This window comes from Acidovorax sp. CCYZU-2555 (assembly GCF_018413525.1).
Taxonomy (GTDB): domain Bacteria; phylum Pseudomonadota; class Gammaproteobacteria; order Burkholderiales; family Burkholderiaceae_C; genus Comamonas.
Window position 1 is genome coordinate 54752 of record NZ_JAHCDD010000023.1, and the last position, 17243, is coordinate 71994.

Below are 17243 nucleotides of genomic sequence, written 5' to 3' on the forward strand. Positions count from 1 at the left end.
GTTAGACGCTCGGTGCGTCGGCCTGCTCGGGCAAGGCCTCAGGCGCCGGCTCCGCGGGCGCTTCGCGCTGGACCTTGCCGGACTGCGGGCCCACATGCCGGCCCGCGGCCTGGCACCAGGCAGCGAGCGCATGCTCGACAGGTGTGGCGCGGTCCAGCAGTTGCGGCCAGCGCCGCAGACAGTTGTTGGCCGTCGATTCGAGCTGCCATACGGCTTCGCGGTGCAGCAGCGCCAGTTCGGCCATGCCTTGCAGATCGTCCTTCAGATAACCCAGCAAATCGGGCAGCTGCTTGGGGTGGGAGCCGGCCTGGGCCAGTTCCTTTTCCAGCACCTTGAGGCGCCCGTCGAGCCAGACCACGGCACGGTCCACAGGCCGTGGCGGGGTCTTGGCCAACGACGGTGACGAAGCCGGCAGCGACGCGGGCAGCTGCGCGCGCAACTGGCCCCAGCGCGCAAACGCCTCGCCCAGCAAGGCGGTCAAGCTCTGCACTTCATCGAGCAGCGGCCCGATCTCGAGGCTGGTGTCGACTTCTCCCGCGAGCAAGGGAAGGATCTTGCGCACCAGGTCGGGCGGATAGCGGCGGTGGTTCATGCGCAGCATCAGCGACAGGCGCGAGCCCGCCATGTCGGCATACTTTTCGTGGAAGGCCGAAACCACTTCGGCCAATATCAACATCTGCCCCATCGCCGAAATCTGCTCGCCCTGCAGGCCGCGCGGGTAGCCGCTGCCGTCCATGCACTCATGGTGCTCCAGCACCGCGACCTGTACCGACAGCGGATAGACGCGCTGCTCGCGCAGCACCCACATGGCGGTGACCGAGTGCGCGACCAGCTGCTTGCGCTCCTCGGGCGTCAATTTGTGCTCGGTATCGGTCCAGGCCGGCGGCATGTAGAGCATGCCGATATCGTGCAGCAGCCCGGCCGCGGCCAGCGGAACGCATTCGCGCTCGGTCCAGCCGGCCTTGACCGCGAGATAAAGCGCCACCAGCATCATCTGCAGGCTGTGGGCGTAGAGTTCGGGCCGCTGCTCGCGCATCAGCGTCAGCTTGAACGCAATCGGCCTGGGCAGGGGCATGAAGCGCAGCGGCGTGAGCAGGCGGTCTACACCGCCCAGCGCTTCGACCAGGCTGCGCACCAGGCCCACGGTTTCGCACTGCACCATGACTTCGGCTTCGATGGACTGGATGCAGACCATGTTGTCGACCATCAGATGGTGGTCTATCGCCTCGCGCAGCGGCGCCTGCACCAGCCGGTCATAGAGGCGGCTGTCGATGCGCGCACCGCTTTCGACCAGCTTGATGCCCTTGTCGGTGAAGATCGGGCTGTGCGTGATGACGTTGTCGTTTTCGGCCAGTTGCGTGATCGCCCGCAGGAAATGCACACTGTCGCGCAGATCGTCCGGCACCGCATCCGGGTCTGGGAGAGCACTTGTTGACATTCGTTGGAGTGTATTGGGACAGGCCCTAAATGTAAGCCAATGCAAGCCCCAGATGGAACGGCCCTTGCGGGCCGTATGTCATTGCAGCGAAGAAAGACTCAGCGCAGCAGCGTCACGCCGGTCTGGGCCTGGACCTCATCGAACGCCACACCTTCTGCCAGCTCGACCACTTTGAGGCCTTCAGGCGTCACGTCGAACACGCCCAGGTCGGTGATGATGCGGTCGACCACGCCCACGCCGGTCAGCGGCAAGGTGCACTGCGGCAGGATCTTCAGGTCGGTCGTGCCGTCCTTTTTCTTCGCGACATGCTCCATCAGCACGATCACGCGCTTGACGCCGGCCACCAGGTCCATCGCGCCGCCCATGCCCTTGACCATCTTGCCCGGGATCATCCAGTTGGCCAGGTCGCCCTTTTCGCTGACCTGCATCGCGCCCAGGATGGACAGGTTGATCTTGCCGCCGCGGATCATCGCGAACGACTGGTCGCTGCCGAAGATCGCCGAGCCGGGAATGGTCGTCACGGTCTGCTTGCCGGCGTTGATCAGATCGGCATCGACCTGATCTTCGGTCGGAAACGCGCCTATGCCCAGCATGCCGTTCTCCGACTGCAGCCAGACTTCCTTGTCGCCCGTGTGGTTCGCCACCAGGGTAGGAATGCCTATGCCTAAGTTGACGTAGAAGCCGTCTTCGAGTTCCTGCGCCGCACGCGCGGCCATCTGGTCTTGGGTCCACGCCATGGTCAGGCTCCTTGCTTTGCGGTGATGGTGCGCTTCTCGATGCGCTTTTCGGGGTTCGGGTTGTGCACGATGCGGTGCACGTAGATGCCCGGCAGATGGATGTCATCGGGCGCGATCTCGCCGACTTCGACCACCTCTTCGACTTCGACGATGCAGACCTTGCCGGCCGTCGCCGCCGCAGGGTTGAAGTTGCGCGCGGTCAGGCGGAACTGCAGATTGCCGCTCTTGTCGGCGCGGTGCGCCTTGACCAGCGACACGTCGGGCACCAGCGCGCGCTCCATCACATAGGTCTCGCCGTCGAAATCGCGCAATTCCTTGCCTTCGGCGACCAGCGTGCCCACGCCGGTCTTGGTGAAGAACGCCGGAATGCCCGCGCCGCCCGCGCGCAGCTTCTCGGCCAGCGTGCCCTGGGGCGTGAACTCAAGCTCCAGCTCGCCCGCGAGGTACTGGCGCTCGAATTCCTTGTTCTCGCCCACATAGGACGAGATCATTTTCTTGATCTGGCGCGTCTCGAGCAGCTTGCCCAGGCCGAAGCCGTCGACGCCCGCATTGTTCGAGATGACAGTGAGGTTCTGTACCGCGCTGTCGCGCAGCGCATCGATCAGCGCTTCGGGAATTCCGCACAGGCCAAAGCCGCCGACGGCCAGCGTCTGGCCATCGGCCACCACGCCTTGCAACGCTTGCGCCGCTGAGGGGTAAAGCTTTTTCACTCTTGTCTCCTGGTAAGGGGTTTGCGCTAGGATACTACGTAGCAAAGTACGTAGTTTTCCGTAAAGATTTGCACTATGAACGGCACCTATGACTGAAGATTACCGGCTGGCTTTCGAGATGGCTCCCGTGGGCCTGGCGATTTCCCGCAACCGCATCATGACCGATTGCAACCAGCAGTTGTGCACGATGTTCGGCGCTTCGCGCGAATTGCTGATCGGCCAGTCGTTCCAGGTGCTCTACCCCTCGGTCGAAGAATACGAGCGCCTGGGCCTGCGCATGGCGCCCATACTGAGCGCCACCGGCCTGTACTCCGACAGCCGCATCATGCAGCGCGCCACGGGCGAGGCATTCTGGTGCCATGTCTCGGGCCGCACGCTAGAACGCGGCAATCCGCATGCCGCTGGTGTCTGGAGCTTCGAAGACCTGAGCGCCCAGCGCCCCGTCAAGGCCGGCCTCACGGGCCGCGAGCGCGAAGTCGCGGCGCGCCTGCTCGAAGGCCTGACCTCCAAGGAAATGGGCAAGGCCCTGGGCATCAGCCACCGCACGGTGGAGATCTACCGCGCGCGCCTGATGCGCAAATATGGCGCGGCCACGGCCGCCGATTTGGTGCGCAAGCTGACGCAGGGTTGATAACTGTCACAAAAATTCCTATGACGCAGTTGCAAACTTGCAATCGCGCGGGCGGTGGCAGCGCGCGGATTGTCCTCAATAATGAAATCTGCTTCACCCCATAACGAAAGGCCACGCATGAACAAACTCACCACAGTCGCCGGCGCTCCCGTTGCCAACAACCAGGACTCGATGACCGCGGGTCCGCGCGGACCGATGCTGCTGCAGGATATCTGGCACCTCGAGAAGCTCGCCCACTTCAACCGCGAAGTGATTCCCGAGCGCCGCATGCATGCCAAGGGTTCGGGCGCGTTCGGCACCTTCACCGTCACGGGCGACATCACGCGCTTCACCAAGGCCAAGATCTTTTCGCAGATCGGCAAGACCACCGAAATGTTCGCGCGCTTTTCCACCGTCGCCGGCGAGCGCGGCGCGGCCGATGCCGAGCGCGACATCCGCGGCTTCGCGATGAAGTTCTACACCGAGGAAGGCAACTGGGACATGGTGGGCAACAACACGCCCGTGTTCTTCTTCCGCGACCCGCTCAAGTTCCCCGACCTGAACAAGGCCGTCAAGCGCGATCCGTACACCAACATGCGCTCGGCGGAAAACAACTGGGACTTCTGGACCGGCCTGCCCGAAGCCCTGCACCAGATCACCATCGTCATGAGCGACCGCGGCATTCCCAAGGACTACCGCCACATGCATGGCTTCGGCTCGCATACCTACAGCTTCTACAACGCGCAGAACGAGCGCTTCTACGTGAAGTTCCACTTCGTCTGTCAGCAAGGCATTGAAAACTTCACCGATGCCGAAGCCGCGGCCGTGGTCGCTGGCGACCGCGAAAGCTCGCAGCGCGACCTGCTGGGCGCGATCGAGCGCGGCGAGTTCCCCAAGTGGAAGCTGTGCGTGCAGGTCATGCCCGAAGCCGAAGCCGAGACCTACCGCTTCCACCCCTTCGATCTGACCAAGGTCTGGAGCAAGAAAGACTATCCGCTGATCGAAGTGGGCGTGGTCGAACTCAACCGCAATTCGCACAACTACCACGCGGATGTCGAGCAGTCGGCGTTCACGCCGGCCAACCTCGTTCCCGGCATCGGCGTCTCGCCCGACCGCATGCTGCAGTCGCGCCTGTTCGCCTACGGCGACGCCGCGCGCTACCGCCTGGGCGTGAACCACCACAGCATTCCGGTCAACGCGCCGCGCTGCCCGGTGCACTCCTACCACCGCGACGGCGCGATGCGCGTCGACGGCAATTTCGGCGCGACCATCGCCTACGAACCCAACACCAAGGGCCAATGGCAGGAGCAGCCCGAGTTCAAGGAGCCGCCGCTGGCGCTCAACGGCGCGGCCGACCGCTGGAACTACCGCGCCGACGACAGCGACTACTTCACCCAGCCCGGCGACCTGTTCCGCCTGCTGACGCCCGACGCCCAGCAGCGCCTGTTCGACAACACGGCGCGCAACATCAATGGCGTGTCGGAGCACATCGTGCAAAAGCACATCTCCCACTGCACCCAGGCCGATCCGGCCTACGGCGCAGGCGTGGCCAAGGCGATTGCGGCGCTCAAGGCCGGCAACTAAGCGCCAGCGCCGTGCTCACGCCCCCACCGGCCATACGCCTGTGGGGGCTTTTTTTGGTTCATGATGGCGCCAATTCGCTGCACTGTGCCTGGAAGGATGCGATCAGTCGAAAGGTCGAAGCCCTGGCATGAAGGACGAATGACAGCGGATGAAGGTGGCCATATGAACCGGCGCAACACATCAACGCATCCGGCAGCAGCGCCATCGGCGCTGCTGGGCGATATCCGCTCTTTGATAGAGGCGGCACGCCAGCGCGCGGCATCGGCGGTAAACAGCGAACTGACGATGCTTTATTGGCGCATCGGTCAGCGTATCGAGACGCAAGTTCTGGACGGACGTCGCGGCGCCTATGGCAAGCAAGTGCTGCCCACGCTGGCGGCGCAACTAGTGAAAGATTACGGCAGCGGCTTTGCCGAGAAAAACCTGCGCCGGATGGTGCAGTTTTCCCATGCTTTCCCCGACGAGCAAATTCTCGTATCACTGCTACGACAATTGAGCTGGACCCACTTCATCGCGCTGATACCGCTGAAAGACATGCTTCAGCGGGACTATTACGCGCAAATGGCCTGCGCCGAACGCTGGAGCGTACGGACGCTGCGCGAGCGCATCAACTCCATGCTGTACGAACGCACTGCGCTGTCGCAAAAGCCGGATGAGACCGTCGCAAAGGAACTGGCTGCACTGCGCGACGCGCAACGCATGTCCCCGACGCTGCTTATGCGCGACCCGTACATCCTCGACTTTCTGGGATTACAGGACAGCTGGCAGGAAAGCGATCTTGAGGCTGCGATCATCCGTGAGATGGAATCTTTTCTGCTCGAACTGGGCGCAGGTTTTTCCTTCGTCGCCCGGCAGAAGCGGATTCAGATCGACGATGAAGACTTCCACCTCGACCTGCTTTTCTACAATCGCAAACTACGTCGGCTGGTGGCGGTCGAATTGAAACTCGGCGAGTTCAAGCCTGCCTACAAGGGGCAGATGGAACTCTACCTGCGCTGGCTCGACCAGCACGAACGCGAGCCTCAGGAGGCCTCGCCATTGGGCATCATTCTTTGCACCGGTAAGAAACGCGAGCAGATCGAGCTGCTGGAGCTGCACAAGTCAGGCATCCACGTCGCCGAATACCTGACCCACTTGCCGCCGCGCACGGTACTGATTGCCCGTTTGCAGCAGGCAACCGAGCGCGCACGTTGGCAAATAGAGCAGCGGCATCCGGATGAAAGCGCCTGACGGCCGCGAAACCTATGGATTGTTCGCATGGCTGGGAACGCTGCATCGGTCTAAGCTGGGTTCATCCTCTCAGCAGAACATCACCCATGCCATCCCGCTACCCTTTCCCCGATCTCAGCGCCCTGCCCGAAGACATCCGTGCGCGCATTCTCGAAGTGCAGGAAAAAGCCGGCTTCATTCCGAATGTGTTCCTCGCGTTCGCGCGCCGGCCCGCCGAATGGCGTGCGTTCTTTGCCTACCATGACGCGCTGATGCTCAAGGAAGAAGGCTCGCTGACCAAGGGCGAGCGCGAGATGATCGTCACCGTCACCAGCGCCGCCAATCAATGCCTGTACTGCGTGGTCGCGCATGGCGCCATCGTGCGCATCTACGAAAAGAAGCCGCTGCTCGCCGATCAGCTCGCGGTCAACTACCGCAAGGCCGAGATTTCGCCGCGCCAGCGCGCCATGCTCGACTTCGCGATGAAGGTCAGCGAACGCAGCCACGAAATCGACGACGCCGATTTCGCGGCGCTGCACCCGCATGGCTTCGATGACGAGGACATCTGGGACATCGCGGCCATCACCGCGTTCTTCGGCCTGTCGAACCGCATGGCCAGCTTTGCCGGCATGCAGCCCAATCCCGAGTTCTATCTGATGGGCCGCGTTCCCAAAACCAAGGTCTGACGGCTCAGCTCACCAGCGCGCGCATCCAGTCCGGCAACGGGCTGGCCTTTTGCAGCGCCGCATCGACCCAGATCACGGTCGCGCCGCCGGCCGCGCAGATCACGCCCGGCTGGCTTTCGCGCTCTATCGTGCACCAGCTCTCGAACGTGCAGCGGCCCGGGTCGCTGACGTAGGTCGTGAGCAGCAACTGGTCGGGATGGGCCAGCTGCTGGTAGAAATTGCAGAACGCATTGACGATCACCGGCCCCTGGCCTTGCGGCGCCGGCTGACAGCCGATGGCGCACATCCACTCGATGCGCGCCGTCTCCATATAGCGAAAATATTGGGCATTGTTGACATGTCCCATCGCGTCCATGTCGCCCCAGCGCACCGGAAAACGCAGTTCGTGCACCCGCTTCTTGTCTCGCGGAATTTCAATTTTCATCGGACATCCTCGGTATTCGGCCTGCCGAACAGCATCGCAGGAACGGCGGACAACGGCGGCCACACAGGCGACAGCGCGCGCAGAAAAAATCGCAGGTGACATGAACGCGCGGTCGCTGCGCATAGAATCAGCCGCTGCTGGAGCGCGCCCGGCCGAGGTGCGCCGCGTTACGCCTACCCATCTGAATCAAAAAGAGACGCCCGATGACAAATGATGAAATCCTGGCCCAGTACGGCCCCCGCGAGGCCATGGAATACGACGTGGTCGTGGTCGGCGGCGGCCCCGGCGGCCTGTCCACCGCGATTCGCCTGAAGCAACTGGCGGCCGAAAAAGGCCAGGAACTGTCGGTCGTGGTGCTCGAAAAAGGCTCGGAGCCCGGCGCCCACATCCTGTCCGGCGCGATCATGGACCCCAAGGCGCTGACCGAGCTGATTCCCAACTGGAAGGAACTCGGCGCGCCGCTGAACCAGCCCGTGACCGACGACGCCATGGTGTTCCTGGGCGAGAAGTCGTCGCTGCGCACGCCCAACATGCTGCTGCCGGCCTGCTTCCAGAACCACGGCAACTACATCGTGAGCCTGGGCAATGTCGTGCGCTGGCTCGCCGAACAGGCTGAAGGCCTGGGCGTCGAAATCTTCCCCGGCTTTCCCGCCGCCGAAGTGCTCTACAACGAAGACGGCTCGGTCAAGGGCGTGGCCACGGGCAACATGGGTGTCGGCAAGGACGGCGAGCCCACGGGCGACTTCCAGCTGGGCATGGAATTGCACGGCAAGTACACGATCTTCGCCGAAGGCGCGCGCGGCCATCTGGGCCGCCAATTGATCGCACGCTACAAGCTCGACGCAGGCCGCGATCCGCAGACCTATGGCCTGGGCGTCAAGGAACTCTGGGAAATCGACCCCGCGCGCCACCAGCCGGGCTTTGTGCTGCACACCGCGGGCTGGCCCATGAAGGCCGACACCTACGGCGGCGCCTTCCTGTATCACATGGAAGACAACAAGGTCACGCTGGGCTTCATCACGGGCCTCGACTACTCGAACCCGTATCTGAGCCCGTTCGAGGAAATGCAGCGCTGGAAGACCCATCCCAACATCCGCTACTACCTCGAAGGCGACGAAGCCAAGGGCATCAAGCCCGCCAAGCGCATTGGCTACGGCGCGCGCGCGATCACGGCCGGCGGCCTGCTGTCGCTGCCCAAGTTCGTGTTCCCCGGCGGTGCGCTGGTCGGCTGCGACGCGGGCTTCCTCAACGTCAGCCGGATCAAGGGCAGCCACGCCGCGATCAAGACCGGCATGCTGGCCGCCGAAGCCGCGTTCGAGGCCATACAGGCCGGCCGCCAGGGCGACGAGCTGAGCAGCTATGTCACCGCGTTCGAGAACAGCTGGCTGTACACCGAGCTCAACAAGAGCCGCAACTTCAAGGCCTGGTTCAAGAAGGGCCTGACCACCGCGACCATCATGAACGGCTTCGAGCAGTTCGTGCTCAAGGGCAACATTCCCTGGACGCTGCACCGCGACAAGCCCGACCACGCCTACCTCAAGCCCGCGGCCGACTGCAAGCCCATCGTCTACCCCAAGCCCGATGGCAAGCTGACCTTCGATCGTCTGTCGAGCGTGTTCATCAGCAACACCAACCACGCCGAGAACCAGCCGGCCCATCTGACGCTCAAGGATGCCAGCGTTCCCGTGAGCGTCAACCTCACGCGCTACGCGGGCCCCGAAAGCCGCTACTGCCCGGCCGGCGTCTATGAGTTCGTTCCCGACGAAGCGGCGGGCGGCGACGCCCAGCGCCTGCAGATCAACGCGCAGAACTGCGTGCACTGCAAGACCTGCGACATCAAGGACCCGACGCAGAACATCGTCTGGGTCACGCCCGAAGGCGGCGGCGGCCCGAACTATTCGGGCATGTGAACCAAGGCCTGCGCTGCAGGCCTTTTTTCATCGCCGGGCCGCACCCCGGCCTGCGCGCACCGTGAAACCACGGGGGTCCGACTCGTTCGCAAGGCTGCTGTGCTGCAGTAGACTTCGAAGACAGGCTTCGTTCGGAGCACAACATTCATTCAGCGGTGGAGATATAAATGAAATTCCTGTCCTTGGCGCCTCTGGGCGCGGTGGCTCTGGCACTGGCATCGATGACTTCGGTGCATGCCCAGCAGAAATCGGTGGCCGTGACCGCCATCGTCGAACACCCCGCGCTCGACGCCGTGCGTGACGGCGTGCAGGCCGCACTCAAGGATGCAGGCTTCGAAACCGGCAAGAACCTCAAGTGGCAATACCAGAGCGCCCAGGGCAATACCGGCACCGCCGCGCAGATCGCGCGCAAGTTCATCGGTGACAAGCCCGACGCCATCGTCGCCATCGCCACGCCTTCGGCCCAGGCCGTCGTCGCCGCGACCAAGGCCGTGCCCGTGGTGTTCTCGGCCGTGACCGACCCCGTCGCCGCCAAGCTGGTCGCGAGCTGGGAGCCGAGCAAGGGCAATGTGACCGGCGTTTCCGACCTGCTCGCGCTCGACAAGCAGATGCAGCTCGTCAAGCAGGTCGTGCCCAACGCCAAGCGCGTGGGCATCGTCTACAACCCCGGCGAAGCGAACTCGATGGTGGTGGTCAAGGAGATGCAGAAGCTGTTGCCCACGCTGGGCCTGACCCTGGTCGAAGCCGCGGCGCCGCGCTCGGTCGACGTCAGCAGCGCCGCGCGCAGCCTGGTCGGCAAGGTCGATGTGATCTATACCAACACCGACAACAACGTGGTTTCGGCCTACGAAGCCCTGGTCAAGGTCGGCCAGGATGCGAAAATCCCGCTGGTCGCTTCCGACACCGATTCCGTCAAGCGCGGCGCAGTCGCGGCCTACGGCATCAACTACCGCGACCTGGGCGAGCAGACCGGCCGCATGGTGGCGCGCATCCTCAAGGGCGAGAAGCCCGGCGACATCAAGCCCGAGGTGAGCACCAAGATGGAGCTGTTCGTGAACCCCGGTGCCGCCGAGAAGCAAGGCGTGAAGCTGTCGGACGCGCTGGTCAAGTCGGCCGCGCAAGTGATCCAGTAAACAACCACCCGGGTATATAGCCCGGTGGGGGCTTCCATATGGCAGGTACCGTACTATGCACGGACCTGCCATTGTTTTTACCCAGCCTGCGGGCGCAACCGCACTCCCCATGTCATTTTTCTCATTTCTTGGCGCCATCGAGATCGGCCTGATCTTCAGCCTGGTGGCGCTGGGCGTCTTCATCTCCTTCCGGCTGCTGCGCTTTCCCGACCTCACCGTGGACGGCAGCTTTCCGCTCGGCGGCGCGGTCTGCGCCATCCTGATTTCCACGGGCACCAACCCCTGGCTCGCGACGCTGGCCGCGACGGCCGCGGGCGCGGCCGCGGGCATGCTCACGGGCTGGCTCAACGTCAAGCTCAAGATCATGGACCTGCTCGCGTCCATCCTGATGATGATCGCGCTGTATTCGGTCAACCTGCGCATCATGGGCGGCCCCAACGTGCCGCTGATCAATGACGCGACGCTGTTCACCATGCTCCAGCCCGAAGGCATGCCCGACTACGTCGCGCGCCCGCTGATCCTGGCCGTGATCGTGCTGATCGCCAAGCTCGCGATGGACTGGTTCTTCTCGACCGAACGCGGCCTGGCGATTCGCGCCACCGGTTCGAACGCGCGCATGGCGCGCGCCCAGGGCGTGAACACCGGCGGCATGATCCTGCTGGGCATGGCGGTCTCCAACGGCCTGGTGGGCCTGGGCGGCGCGCTGTTCGTGCAGACCCAGGGCGGCGCCGACATCTCGATGGGCATAGGCACCATCGTCATCGGCCTGGCGGCCGTGATCGTCGGCGAAAGCCTGCTGCCTTCGCGACGCATCATCTATGCGACGCTGGCCGTGGTGCTGGGCGCCATCGTCTACCGCTTCTTCATTGCGGCCGCGCTCAACAGCGATTTCATCGGCCTCAAGGCACAGGATTTGAACCTGGTCACCGCCGTGCTCGTGACCGTCGCCCTCGTCATCCCGCAGCTCAAGCAGAAGCTGTCCAAGCGCAAGCCGCGATAAGTCGGTCGGAGATTCCATGCTGAGTGCAAAAGACATCGTTCTTACCTTCAACCCCGGCACGCCGATCGAAACCCGCGCGCTGCGCGGCCTGTCGCTGGAGATTCCGGCCGGGCAGTTCGTGACCGTCATCGGCTCCAACGGCGCGGGCAAGTCCACCTTCCTCAACGCCGTCTCGGGCGACCAGCGCGTCGACGGCGGCACCATCGTCATCGACGGCCAGGACGTGACCGCCCTGCCCGTCTGGTCGCGCTCCGAGCGCGTGGCCCGGGTCTTCCAGGACCCCATGGCCGGCACCTGCGAAGACCTGACCATCGAGGAAAACATGGCCCTGGCCCAGCGCCGCGGTGCGCCCCGCCGGCTCACGCGCGCCGTGCAGGCCAATATGCGCGAAGTATTCCAGGAGCGCCTGGCGACGCTGGGCCTGGGCCTCGAAAAGCGCCTGTCGGACCGCATAGGCCTGCTGTCGGGCGGCCAGCGCCAGGCCGTCAGTCTGCTGATGGCCGCACTGCAGCCGTCGCGCATCCTGCTGCTGGACGAACACACGGCCGCGCTGGACCCGCGCACCGCCGACTTCGTGCTGCAGCTCACGGCGCGCATCGTCGCCGAGAAAAAGCTCACGACCATGATGGTCACGCACAGCATGCGCCAGGCGCTCGACGTGGGCGACCGCACCGTCATGCTGCACCAGGGCCAGGTGGTGCTCGACGTCAGCGGCGAGGAGCGCAAGCGCCTCGACGTGCCCGACCTGCTCAAGATGTTCGAGAAGGTGCGCGGCGAGAAGCTCGCCGACGACGCATTGCTGCTGGGCTGATCGCCTTCCTCAGGCGCTCAAGAGACAGCGTCGCTGCCGCGCAGCGATAAGCGGATGGCCGTTCGCCCTGAGCGGATAACCGTTCGCCCTGAGCCTGTCGAAGGGCGCCCCTGCCCTCGGCCAGCACGCCCCATGCGCGGCGGCAGGCGCTTCAATTCCTCTCAAGTCCATTAAGAATTTTGGGGAATGAAGCACCACGGCGGTGCAAATCACGCACAATGCCGCTTTTCCGGGCCGCGCCAGTGCGGCCTTTTGCGTTCCTGCCCGCGGGCGTAACGCAGCGGAACACAGGATCAAAATAATGAGCGACAACGCTTCCCCTACCAGCAGCCCGGCCGAACCCGGCCTGCGCCGCAGCCTCAAGGCGCGCCACCTGTCGATGATCGCCATCGGCGGCTCCATAGGCACGGGCCTGTTCGTGGCTTCGGGCGCCACCATTTCCCAGGCCGGCCCGGGCGGCGCGCTGCTCGCCTATATGGTCGTCGGCCTGATGGTCTATTTCCTCATGACCAGCCTGGGCGAAATGGCGGCCCACCTGCCGGTCTCGGGTTCGTTCGCGACCTACGGCGCGCGCTATGTCGACGAAGGCTTCGGCTTCGCGCTGGGCTGGAACTACTGGTACAACTGGGCGGTGACGATTGCCGTCGATCTCGTGGCCGCGCAGCTGGTCATGGCCTACTGGATACCCGACGTCAACGGCATGGTCTGGAGCGCGCTGTTCCTCGCGTTGATGTTCGGCCTCAACGCGATTTCGGTCAAAGGTTTCGGCGAAGCCGAATACTGGTTCGCCGCCATCAAGGTGGTCACGGTGATCGTCTTCATCGGGCTGGGCCTGCTGATGGTGCTGGGCATACTGCAAGGCGGCGCGCCCGAAGGCATCTGGGGCAACCTCGCCAACTGGACCGTGGGTGACGCGCCCTTTGCGGGCGGCTTTGCGGCGCTGATCGGCGTGGCGATGATCGTCGGCTTCTCGTTCCAGGGCACGGAGCTGATCGGCATCGCCGCCGGTGAATCCGAAGACCCGGCGCGCAACGTGCCGCGCGCGGTGCGCAAGGTGTTCTGGCGCATTCTGCTGTTCTACGTGTTCGCCATCCTGATCATCAGCCTGCTGCTGCCCTACAACGACCCGCAGCTGCTGCGCAACGACGTGAGCGACATCAGCGTGAGCCCGTTCACGCTGGTGTTCGAGCGCGCCGGCCTGCTGTCGGCCGCGGCCGTGATGAACGCCGTGGTGCTGACCTCGGTGCTGTCGGCCGGCAACTCGGGCATGTATGCGTCGACGCGCATGCTCTACACGCTGGCCTGCCAGCGCATGGCGCCGCGCATCTTCGCGCGCGTCAACCGCAACGGCGTGCCGCTGATGGCGCTGCTGGCGACCACGGCCGTGGCCGCGCTGTGCTTCCTGACCAACATCTTCAGCCCGCAAGCGGTCTACATCTGGCTGCTGAACCTGTCGGGCATGACGGGCTTCATCGCCTGGCTGGGCATTGCCATCAGCCACTACCGCTTTCGCAAGGGCTATGAAGCCCAGGGCCTGAGCCTGGCCGCGCTGCCCTACCGCGCGGCCGCGTTCCCGTTCGGCCCCATCTTCGCGTTCGTGCTGTGCCTGGTGATTACGCTGGGCCAGAACTACCAGGCCTTCATCCAGGACCGCGTCGACTGGGGCGGCGTGGTGGCGACCTATATCGGCCTGCCGCTGTTCCTGCTGATCTGGCTGGGCTACCGGCTGGTCAAGGGTTCGCGCATCGTTGCCTACAGCGAAATGAAGGTCAAGGCCGAGCCTTACTGAGTTTCACGGCGGCAGCCGCAGGTACCTGTAGGCGTTCTTCCAGAAGAACGGCTCACGAAAGCCCGCATACGCGGGCTTTTCCATCAGTGCAAGCCATAGCTCCAGATAACGCCGCGTGCGCGTGACCACCTCGGGCATATGCCAGTCGGAGCCGTAGGCCATCTTGTCGAGCAGCTCGAACGGCCGTCCCGCCGCGCGCGCGGCCTGGCGCGCGCGCTGCAGATTGGCGTCGAAGCGCGCGAGGCCATCGTCTTCGAGCAGTTCGGTCAGATAGCCGACTTCGCAATACACATTCGGGCAGCTGGTGCACAGGTCGCTCACGATGCGCGCGAAGTTGTCTTCATGCTGCCACTCCTCATCGGAGCGCGCGAACCAGCCCCATGAATGCAGCGGCCCATTGCGCAGATTGCCGCCGCCCGCATGGCCCAGGCACAGGCGCAGCGCCTGCCAGCGCGGCTGCTCCAGCACCGCGCGCCAATGGCGCGGATGCGCATGGCCGCCCAGCCGCAGCCGCGTCTGAAAGCCCACGGGCGTGCAATGCGCGAACACCGGCAGGTCGCGCGCAACGCAGAAGTCGAAAAATGCATCGACTCGTGCCTGTATGGCGGGTTCATTGCCCAAAGGCTTGAAGCCCATGGCCGGATAGAACTTGAAGCCCGCGAAGCCCTTGCCCAGCGAATGCAGCGCACGCGCATGCCAGTCTTCGCGCCGCGGATCGAAGGCGCTGAAGCCGAAGATGCGCGCCGGATGCGCGCGCTGCAGCGCCTGCATGCGGTCTTCCTGCACGGGCTGCAACGGGTAGAACGGCGCTTCCTGTCCGGCGAAGGCCATCTGCATGTCGAGCAGATAGTGCGCGGCCTGCAGCGGCGGCAGGCCCGCGCCATAGCTCGCGAAGAGCTTTTGCAGCAGTTGCTCCTCGGAATGCAGCAGCGTCAGGAAAAAGGCCGGGTAATTGACGGCCGCGCCCCAGGCCTGGGGGTCCATCAGCCGGGTCACGACCCACAAGGCCTTGCGCACCACGCGCTCGGCCCAGTGCAGAAAATCCGAGAAACTCCCGGCCATCTCGGGGCTCTGCTGCGTTGCGGTCTCCTGGGCTTCGGGCGGGAGAGGGCCGGGCCAGCCTTCGGCGGCGTAATCGATCTGGTCCAGTGTCAGCAGGATGTCCATGAACTGCGAGGCGCGCAGGCGGTCGAACACCGGTGCTTCGAGCGACTGCTCGAGCTGCGGCGACGCGCCCTGCTCCACAGCCTCGAGCGATCCCGTGCCCAGCAGCAGCTCATACTCGACCATGCGCCAGATATGCTCCAGGCATTCGAGCTCCAGCGTATCTTCTGTGGCCTGCGAGAACACGGCTTCGACGGGTACATCGGCATAGGCCGAACCCGTCAAGGCCTGCAGCAGGCGCGCGACCTGGCGGGCCAGCGGGCTCGCATCGCGGCCCATCGCATGGGCAATGACGCTGGCCAACGGCAGATAGCGCGCATTGAACAGGTGCGTGTGCAAATCGAAGATGCGTGCGGGCAGCGCCATGATGTCCTCCCCTGGTCTGCTGTCATTACAACGAAAAAAAGGACCCTGCAGCCAATGCAGGAGCCCTTGATCCGGGTATTGCAGCCTCTGAACCTCAGTGGGGCTGGCGCAGCAGATGTTTCTGTATCTTGCCGCTGGTGGTCTTGGGCAGCGACTCGACAAAGTGGTAACGGCGCGGGCGCTTGTAGGCCGCGAGGCGATCGCCGTGCACCAGGAAGGCATCGAGCTGTGCCGCGTCGGCCGCATCGGCCACGGCCTTGCGCACCACATGCGCCACGACCACCTGGCCCCAGCGTTCATCGGCTTCGCCGACCACGGCCACTTCGAGCACGCCCGGGTGCTCGACCAGCGCGTCCTCGACTTCGCGCGGATAGACGTTCTCGGCGCCCGAATTGATCATGTAGTCCATGCGGTCGCGAATCCACAGATAGCCGTCGGCGTCCAGATGCCCCATGTCGCCCGTGTGGTACCAGCCATGGGCCAGCGCGCGCGCGTTGGCGTCGGCGCGGTGGAGGTAGCCGGCCATCATGCAGGGGCCGCGCACCAGGATCTCGCCGACTTCGCCGACCGCGCAGCGCACGGCCGGATCGGTGGGGCTGCCATCGGCGGGAATCTGCGCGACCATCAGGTCATGGCTCAGCGCCGGCAGGCCGGCCGAGCCCGCGTGCGACAGCTGCTCGTGCGGATAGAGCACCGACATGCAAGGCCCCATCTCGGTCGTGCCGAAGACCTGCACCAGGCCCGAGCCGACCTGGCGCGTCCATTCGCGTATCAGGTGCGGCGCCATCGATGCGCCGCCGTACTCGACCAGACGCAGGCTTTGCGTGTCGCGCGCGGCCAGCGTGGGCTCGTGCAGCAGCATGGAGACCATGGTCGGCGCGGCAAAGAAGAACGTGACTTTCTCGGCCTCGACCAGGCGCCAGGCTTCGGCGGCGTCGAAGCGCCGCTGCAGCACCAGCGTCGCGCCCACCTGCAGCCGCGGCAGGAAGCTGGTGTGCAGCTCGGCCGTATGGTTGAGCGGCGCGACCGACAGGCCTACATCTTCGCGGCGCAGCTGCATCACCTGGTGCATCAGCGCGTTGTGCGCGAGCTTGCTGCGGTGGGTGTGCAGCACGCCCTTGGGCCGGCCCGTGGTGCCGCTGGTGTACATCAGGATGCAGGGGTCGGTCTCGTCGACCGGCACCTGCGGCGCATCGCTGCCGCGGCCCGCTGCCAGCTCGCTCAGACGTGCGCTCGCGCCTTCGGGCGTGGCGTCGGCCGCGCCTTCATCGGCATAGATCCAGTGCGCGGGCCGCGCGCCGTCATCGGCCAGCAAGGCCTGGGTGCGCGCCACGACGTCAGCGACTTCACGCTCGAAGACCAGGGCGCGCGCGTTGCCGTCCTGCAGAATGAACGCCAGCTCCTGGGGCGCGAGCCGGTAGTTGATGGGATTGAACACCGCGCCTATGCGCGCCGCGGCCAGCAGCATGAACACGAAGGCCGGCGTGTTATAGAGAAAGGCCGCGACCACATCCCCGCGCGCAATGCCCAGCGCCAGCAGGCCATGCGCATGGCGATTGACTTCGGCGTCGAGCTGCGCATAGGTCCAGGCGCGGCGCTGGCCGCCGTCCCAGGCGACCAGCGCCTCCTTGTGGGGCAGGTAGCGCGCGGGCCATGACAGGGTATCGCCCAG

General features: G+C 64.8%; 15 protein-coding genes. 9 read left to right on the forward strand and 6 right to left on the reverse strand.

What is annotated here, in order from left to right; genetic code table 11:
• Position 1: 1 nt before the first annotated feature.
• From KHY18_RS10360 to KHY18_RS10370, 3 genes are all read right to left on the reverse strand, one after another.
• On the reverse strand, positions 2-1438 hold the full coding sequence (locus KHY18_RS10360) for an HD-GYP domain-containing protein (RefSeq protein WP_213298982.1): 1437 nt from the start codon (positions 1436-1438) through the stop codon (positions 2-4).
• A 98-nt stretch (positions 1439-1536) separates the two neighbouring features.
• Positions 1537-2175 carry a 3-oxoacid CoA-transferase subunit B gene (locus KHY18_RS10365; RefSeq protein ID WP_213298985.1) on the reverse strand — a complete coding sequence of 213 codons (639 nt, stop codon included), beginning with the start codon at positions 2173-2175 and terminating at the stop codon, positions 1537-1539.
• A gap of 2 nt (positions 2176-2177) precedes the next feature.
• Positions 2178-2885: a CoA transferase subunit A gene (locus KHY18_RS10370; RefSeq protein ID WP_213298988.1), complete on the reverse strand. Its 708-nt coding sequence runs from the start codon at positions 2883-2885 to the stop codon at positions 2178-2180.
• An 88-nt stretch (positions 2886-2973) separates the two neighbouring features.
• Between KHY18_RS10370 and KHY18_RS10375 the strand changes: the two genes are divergently transcribed.
• The 4 genes from KHY18_RS10375 (at position 2974) to KHY18_RS10390 (ending at position 6974) form a co-directional block, all read left to right on the forward strand.
• Positions 2974-3516, forward strand: coding sequence for a PAS and helix-turn-helix domain-containing protein (locus KHY18_RS10375; RefSeq protein WP_213298991.1), 543 nt, complete (start codon positions 2974-2976; stop codon positions 3514-3516).
• 117 nt (positions 3517-3633) lie between these two features.
• The gene (locus KHY18_RS10380; protein ID WP_213298994.1) at positions 3634-5079 is read left to right on the forward strand and encodes a catalase; all 1446 of its coding nucleotides are present in this window, start codon (positions 3634-3636) and stop codon (positions 5077-5079) included.
• A 162-nt stretch (positions 5080-5241) separates the two neighbouring features.
• Positions 5242-6309 (forward strand): PDDEXK nuclease domain-containing protein, encoded by a 1068-nt coding sequence (locus KHY18_RS10385; protein WP_213298997.1) that lies wholly within the window; start codon positions 5242-5244, stop codon positions 6307-6309.
• Positions 6310-6395: 86 nt separating this feature from the next.
• Complete coding sequence (locus KHY18_RS10390) at positions 6396-6974, forward strand: peroxidase-related enzyme (protein ID WP_213298998.1); 579 nt, start codon at positions 6396-6398, stop codon at positions 6972-6974.
• A 4-nt stretch (positions 6975-6978) separates the two neighbouring features.
• Here the strand turns inward: KHY18_RS10390 and KHY18_RS10395 are convergent, their stop codons facing one another.
• The gene (locus tag KHY18_RS10395) at positions 6979-7398 is read right to left on the reverse strand and encodes an acyl-CoA thioesterase (protein ID WP_213299000.1); all 420 of its coding nucleotides are present in this window, start codon (positions 7396-7398) and stop codon (positions 6979-6981) included.
• A gap of 203 nt (positions 7399-7601) precedes the next feature.
• Between KHY18_RS10395 and KHY18_RS10400 the strand changes: the two genes are divergently transcribed.
• The 5 genes from KHY18_RS10400 (at position 7602) to KHY18_RS10420 (ending at position 14041) form a co-directional block, all read left to right on the forward strand.
• Positions 7602-9308, forward strand: coding sequence for an electron transfer flavoprotein-ubiquinone oxidoreductase (locus KHY18_RS10400; RefSeq protein ID WP_213299002.1), 1707 nt, complete (start codon positions 7602-7604; stop codon positions 9306-9308).
• A gap of 167 nt (positions 9309-9475) precedes the next feature.
• Positions 9476-10441: an ABC transporter substrate-binding protein gene (locus KHY18_RS10405; RefSeq protein WP_213299004.1), complete on the forward strand. Its 966-nt coding sequence runs from the start codon at positions 9476-9478 to the stop codon at positions 10439-10441.
• A 109-nt stretch (positions 10442-10550) separates the two neighbouring features.
• The gene (locus KHY18_RS10410) at positions 10551-11441 is read left to right on the forward strand and encodes an ABC transporter permease (RefSeq protein ID WP_213299006.1); all 891 of its coding nucleotides are present in this window, start codon (positions 10551-10553) and stop codon (positions 11439-11441) included.
• A 16-nt stretch (positions 11442-11457) separates the two neighbouring features.
• Positions 11458-12252 carry an ABC transporter ATP-binding protein gene (locus KHY18_RS10415; protein WP_213299008.1) on the forward strand — a complete coding sequence of 265 codons (795 nt, stop codon included), beginning with the start codon at positions 11458-11460 and terminating at the stop codon, positions 12250-12252.
• Positions 12253-12553: 301 nt separating this feature from the next.
• The gene (locus KHY18_RS10420; protein ID WP_213299011.1) at positions 12554-14041 is read left to right on the forward strand and encodes an amino acid permease; all 1488 of its coding nucleotides are present in this window, start codon (positions 12554-12556) and stop codon (positions 14039-14041) included.
• A gap of 3 nt (positions 14042-14044) precedes the next feature.
• Here KHY18_RS10420 and KHY18_RS10425 read toward each other — a convergent pair whose 3' ends face one another.
• Together KHY18_RS10425 and KHY18_RS10430 are read right to left on the reverse strand one after the other, a co-directional pair.
• Positions 14045-15571 (reverse strand): amidohydrolase family protein, encoded by a 1527-nt coding sequence (locus KHY18_RS10425; RefSeq protein WP_213299015.1) that lies wholly within the window; start codon positions 15569-15571, stop codon positions 14045-14047.
• Positions 15572-15665: 94 nt separating this feature from the next.
• On the reverse strand, positions 15666-17243 hold a 1578-nt coding region (locus tag KHY18_RS10430), incomplete at its 5' end, for a long-chain-fatty-acid--CoA ligase (protein WP_249729033.1).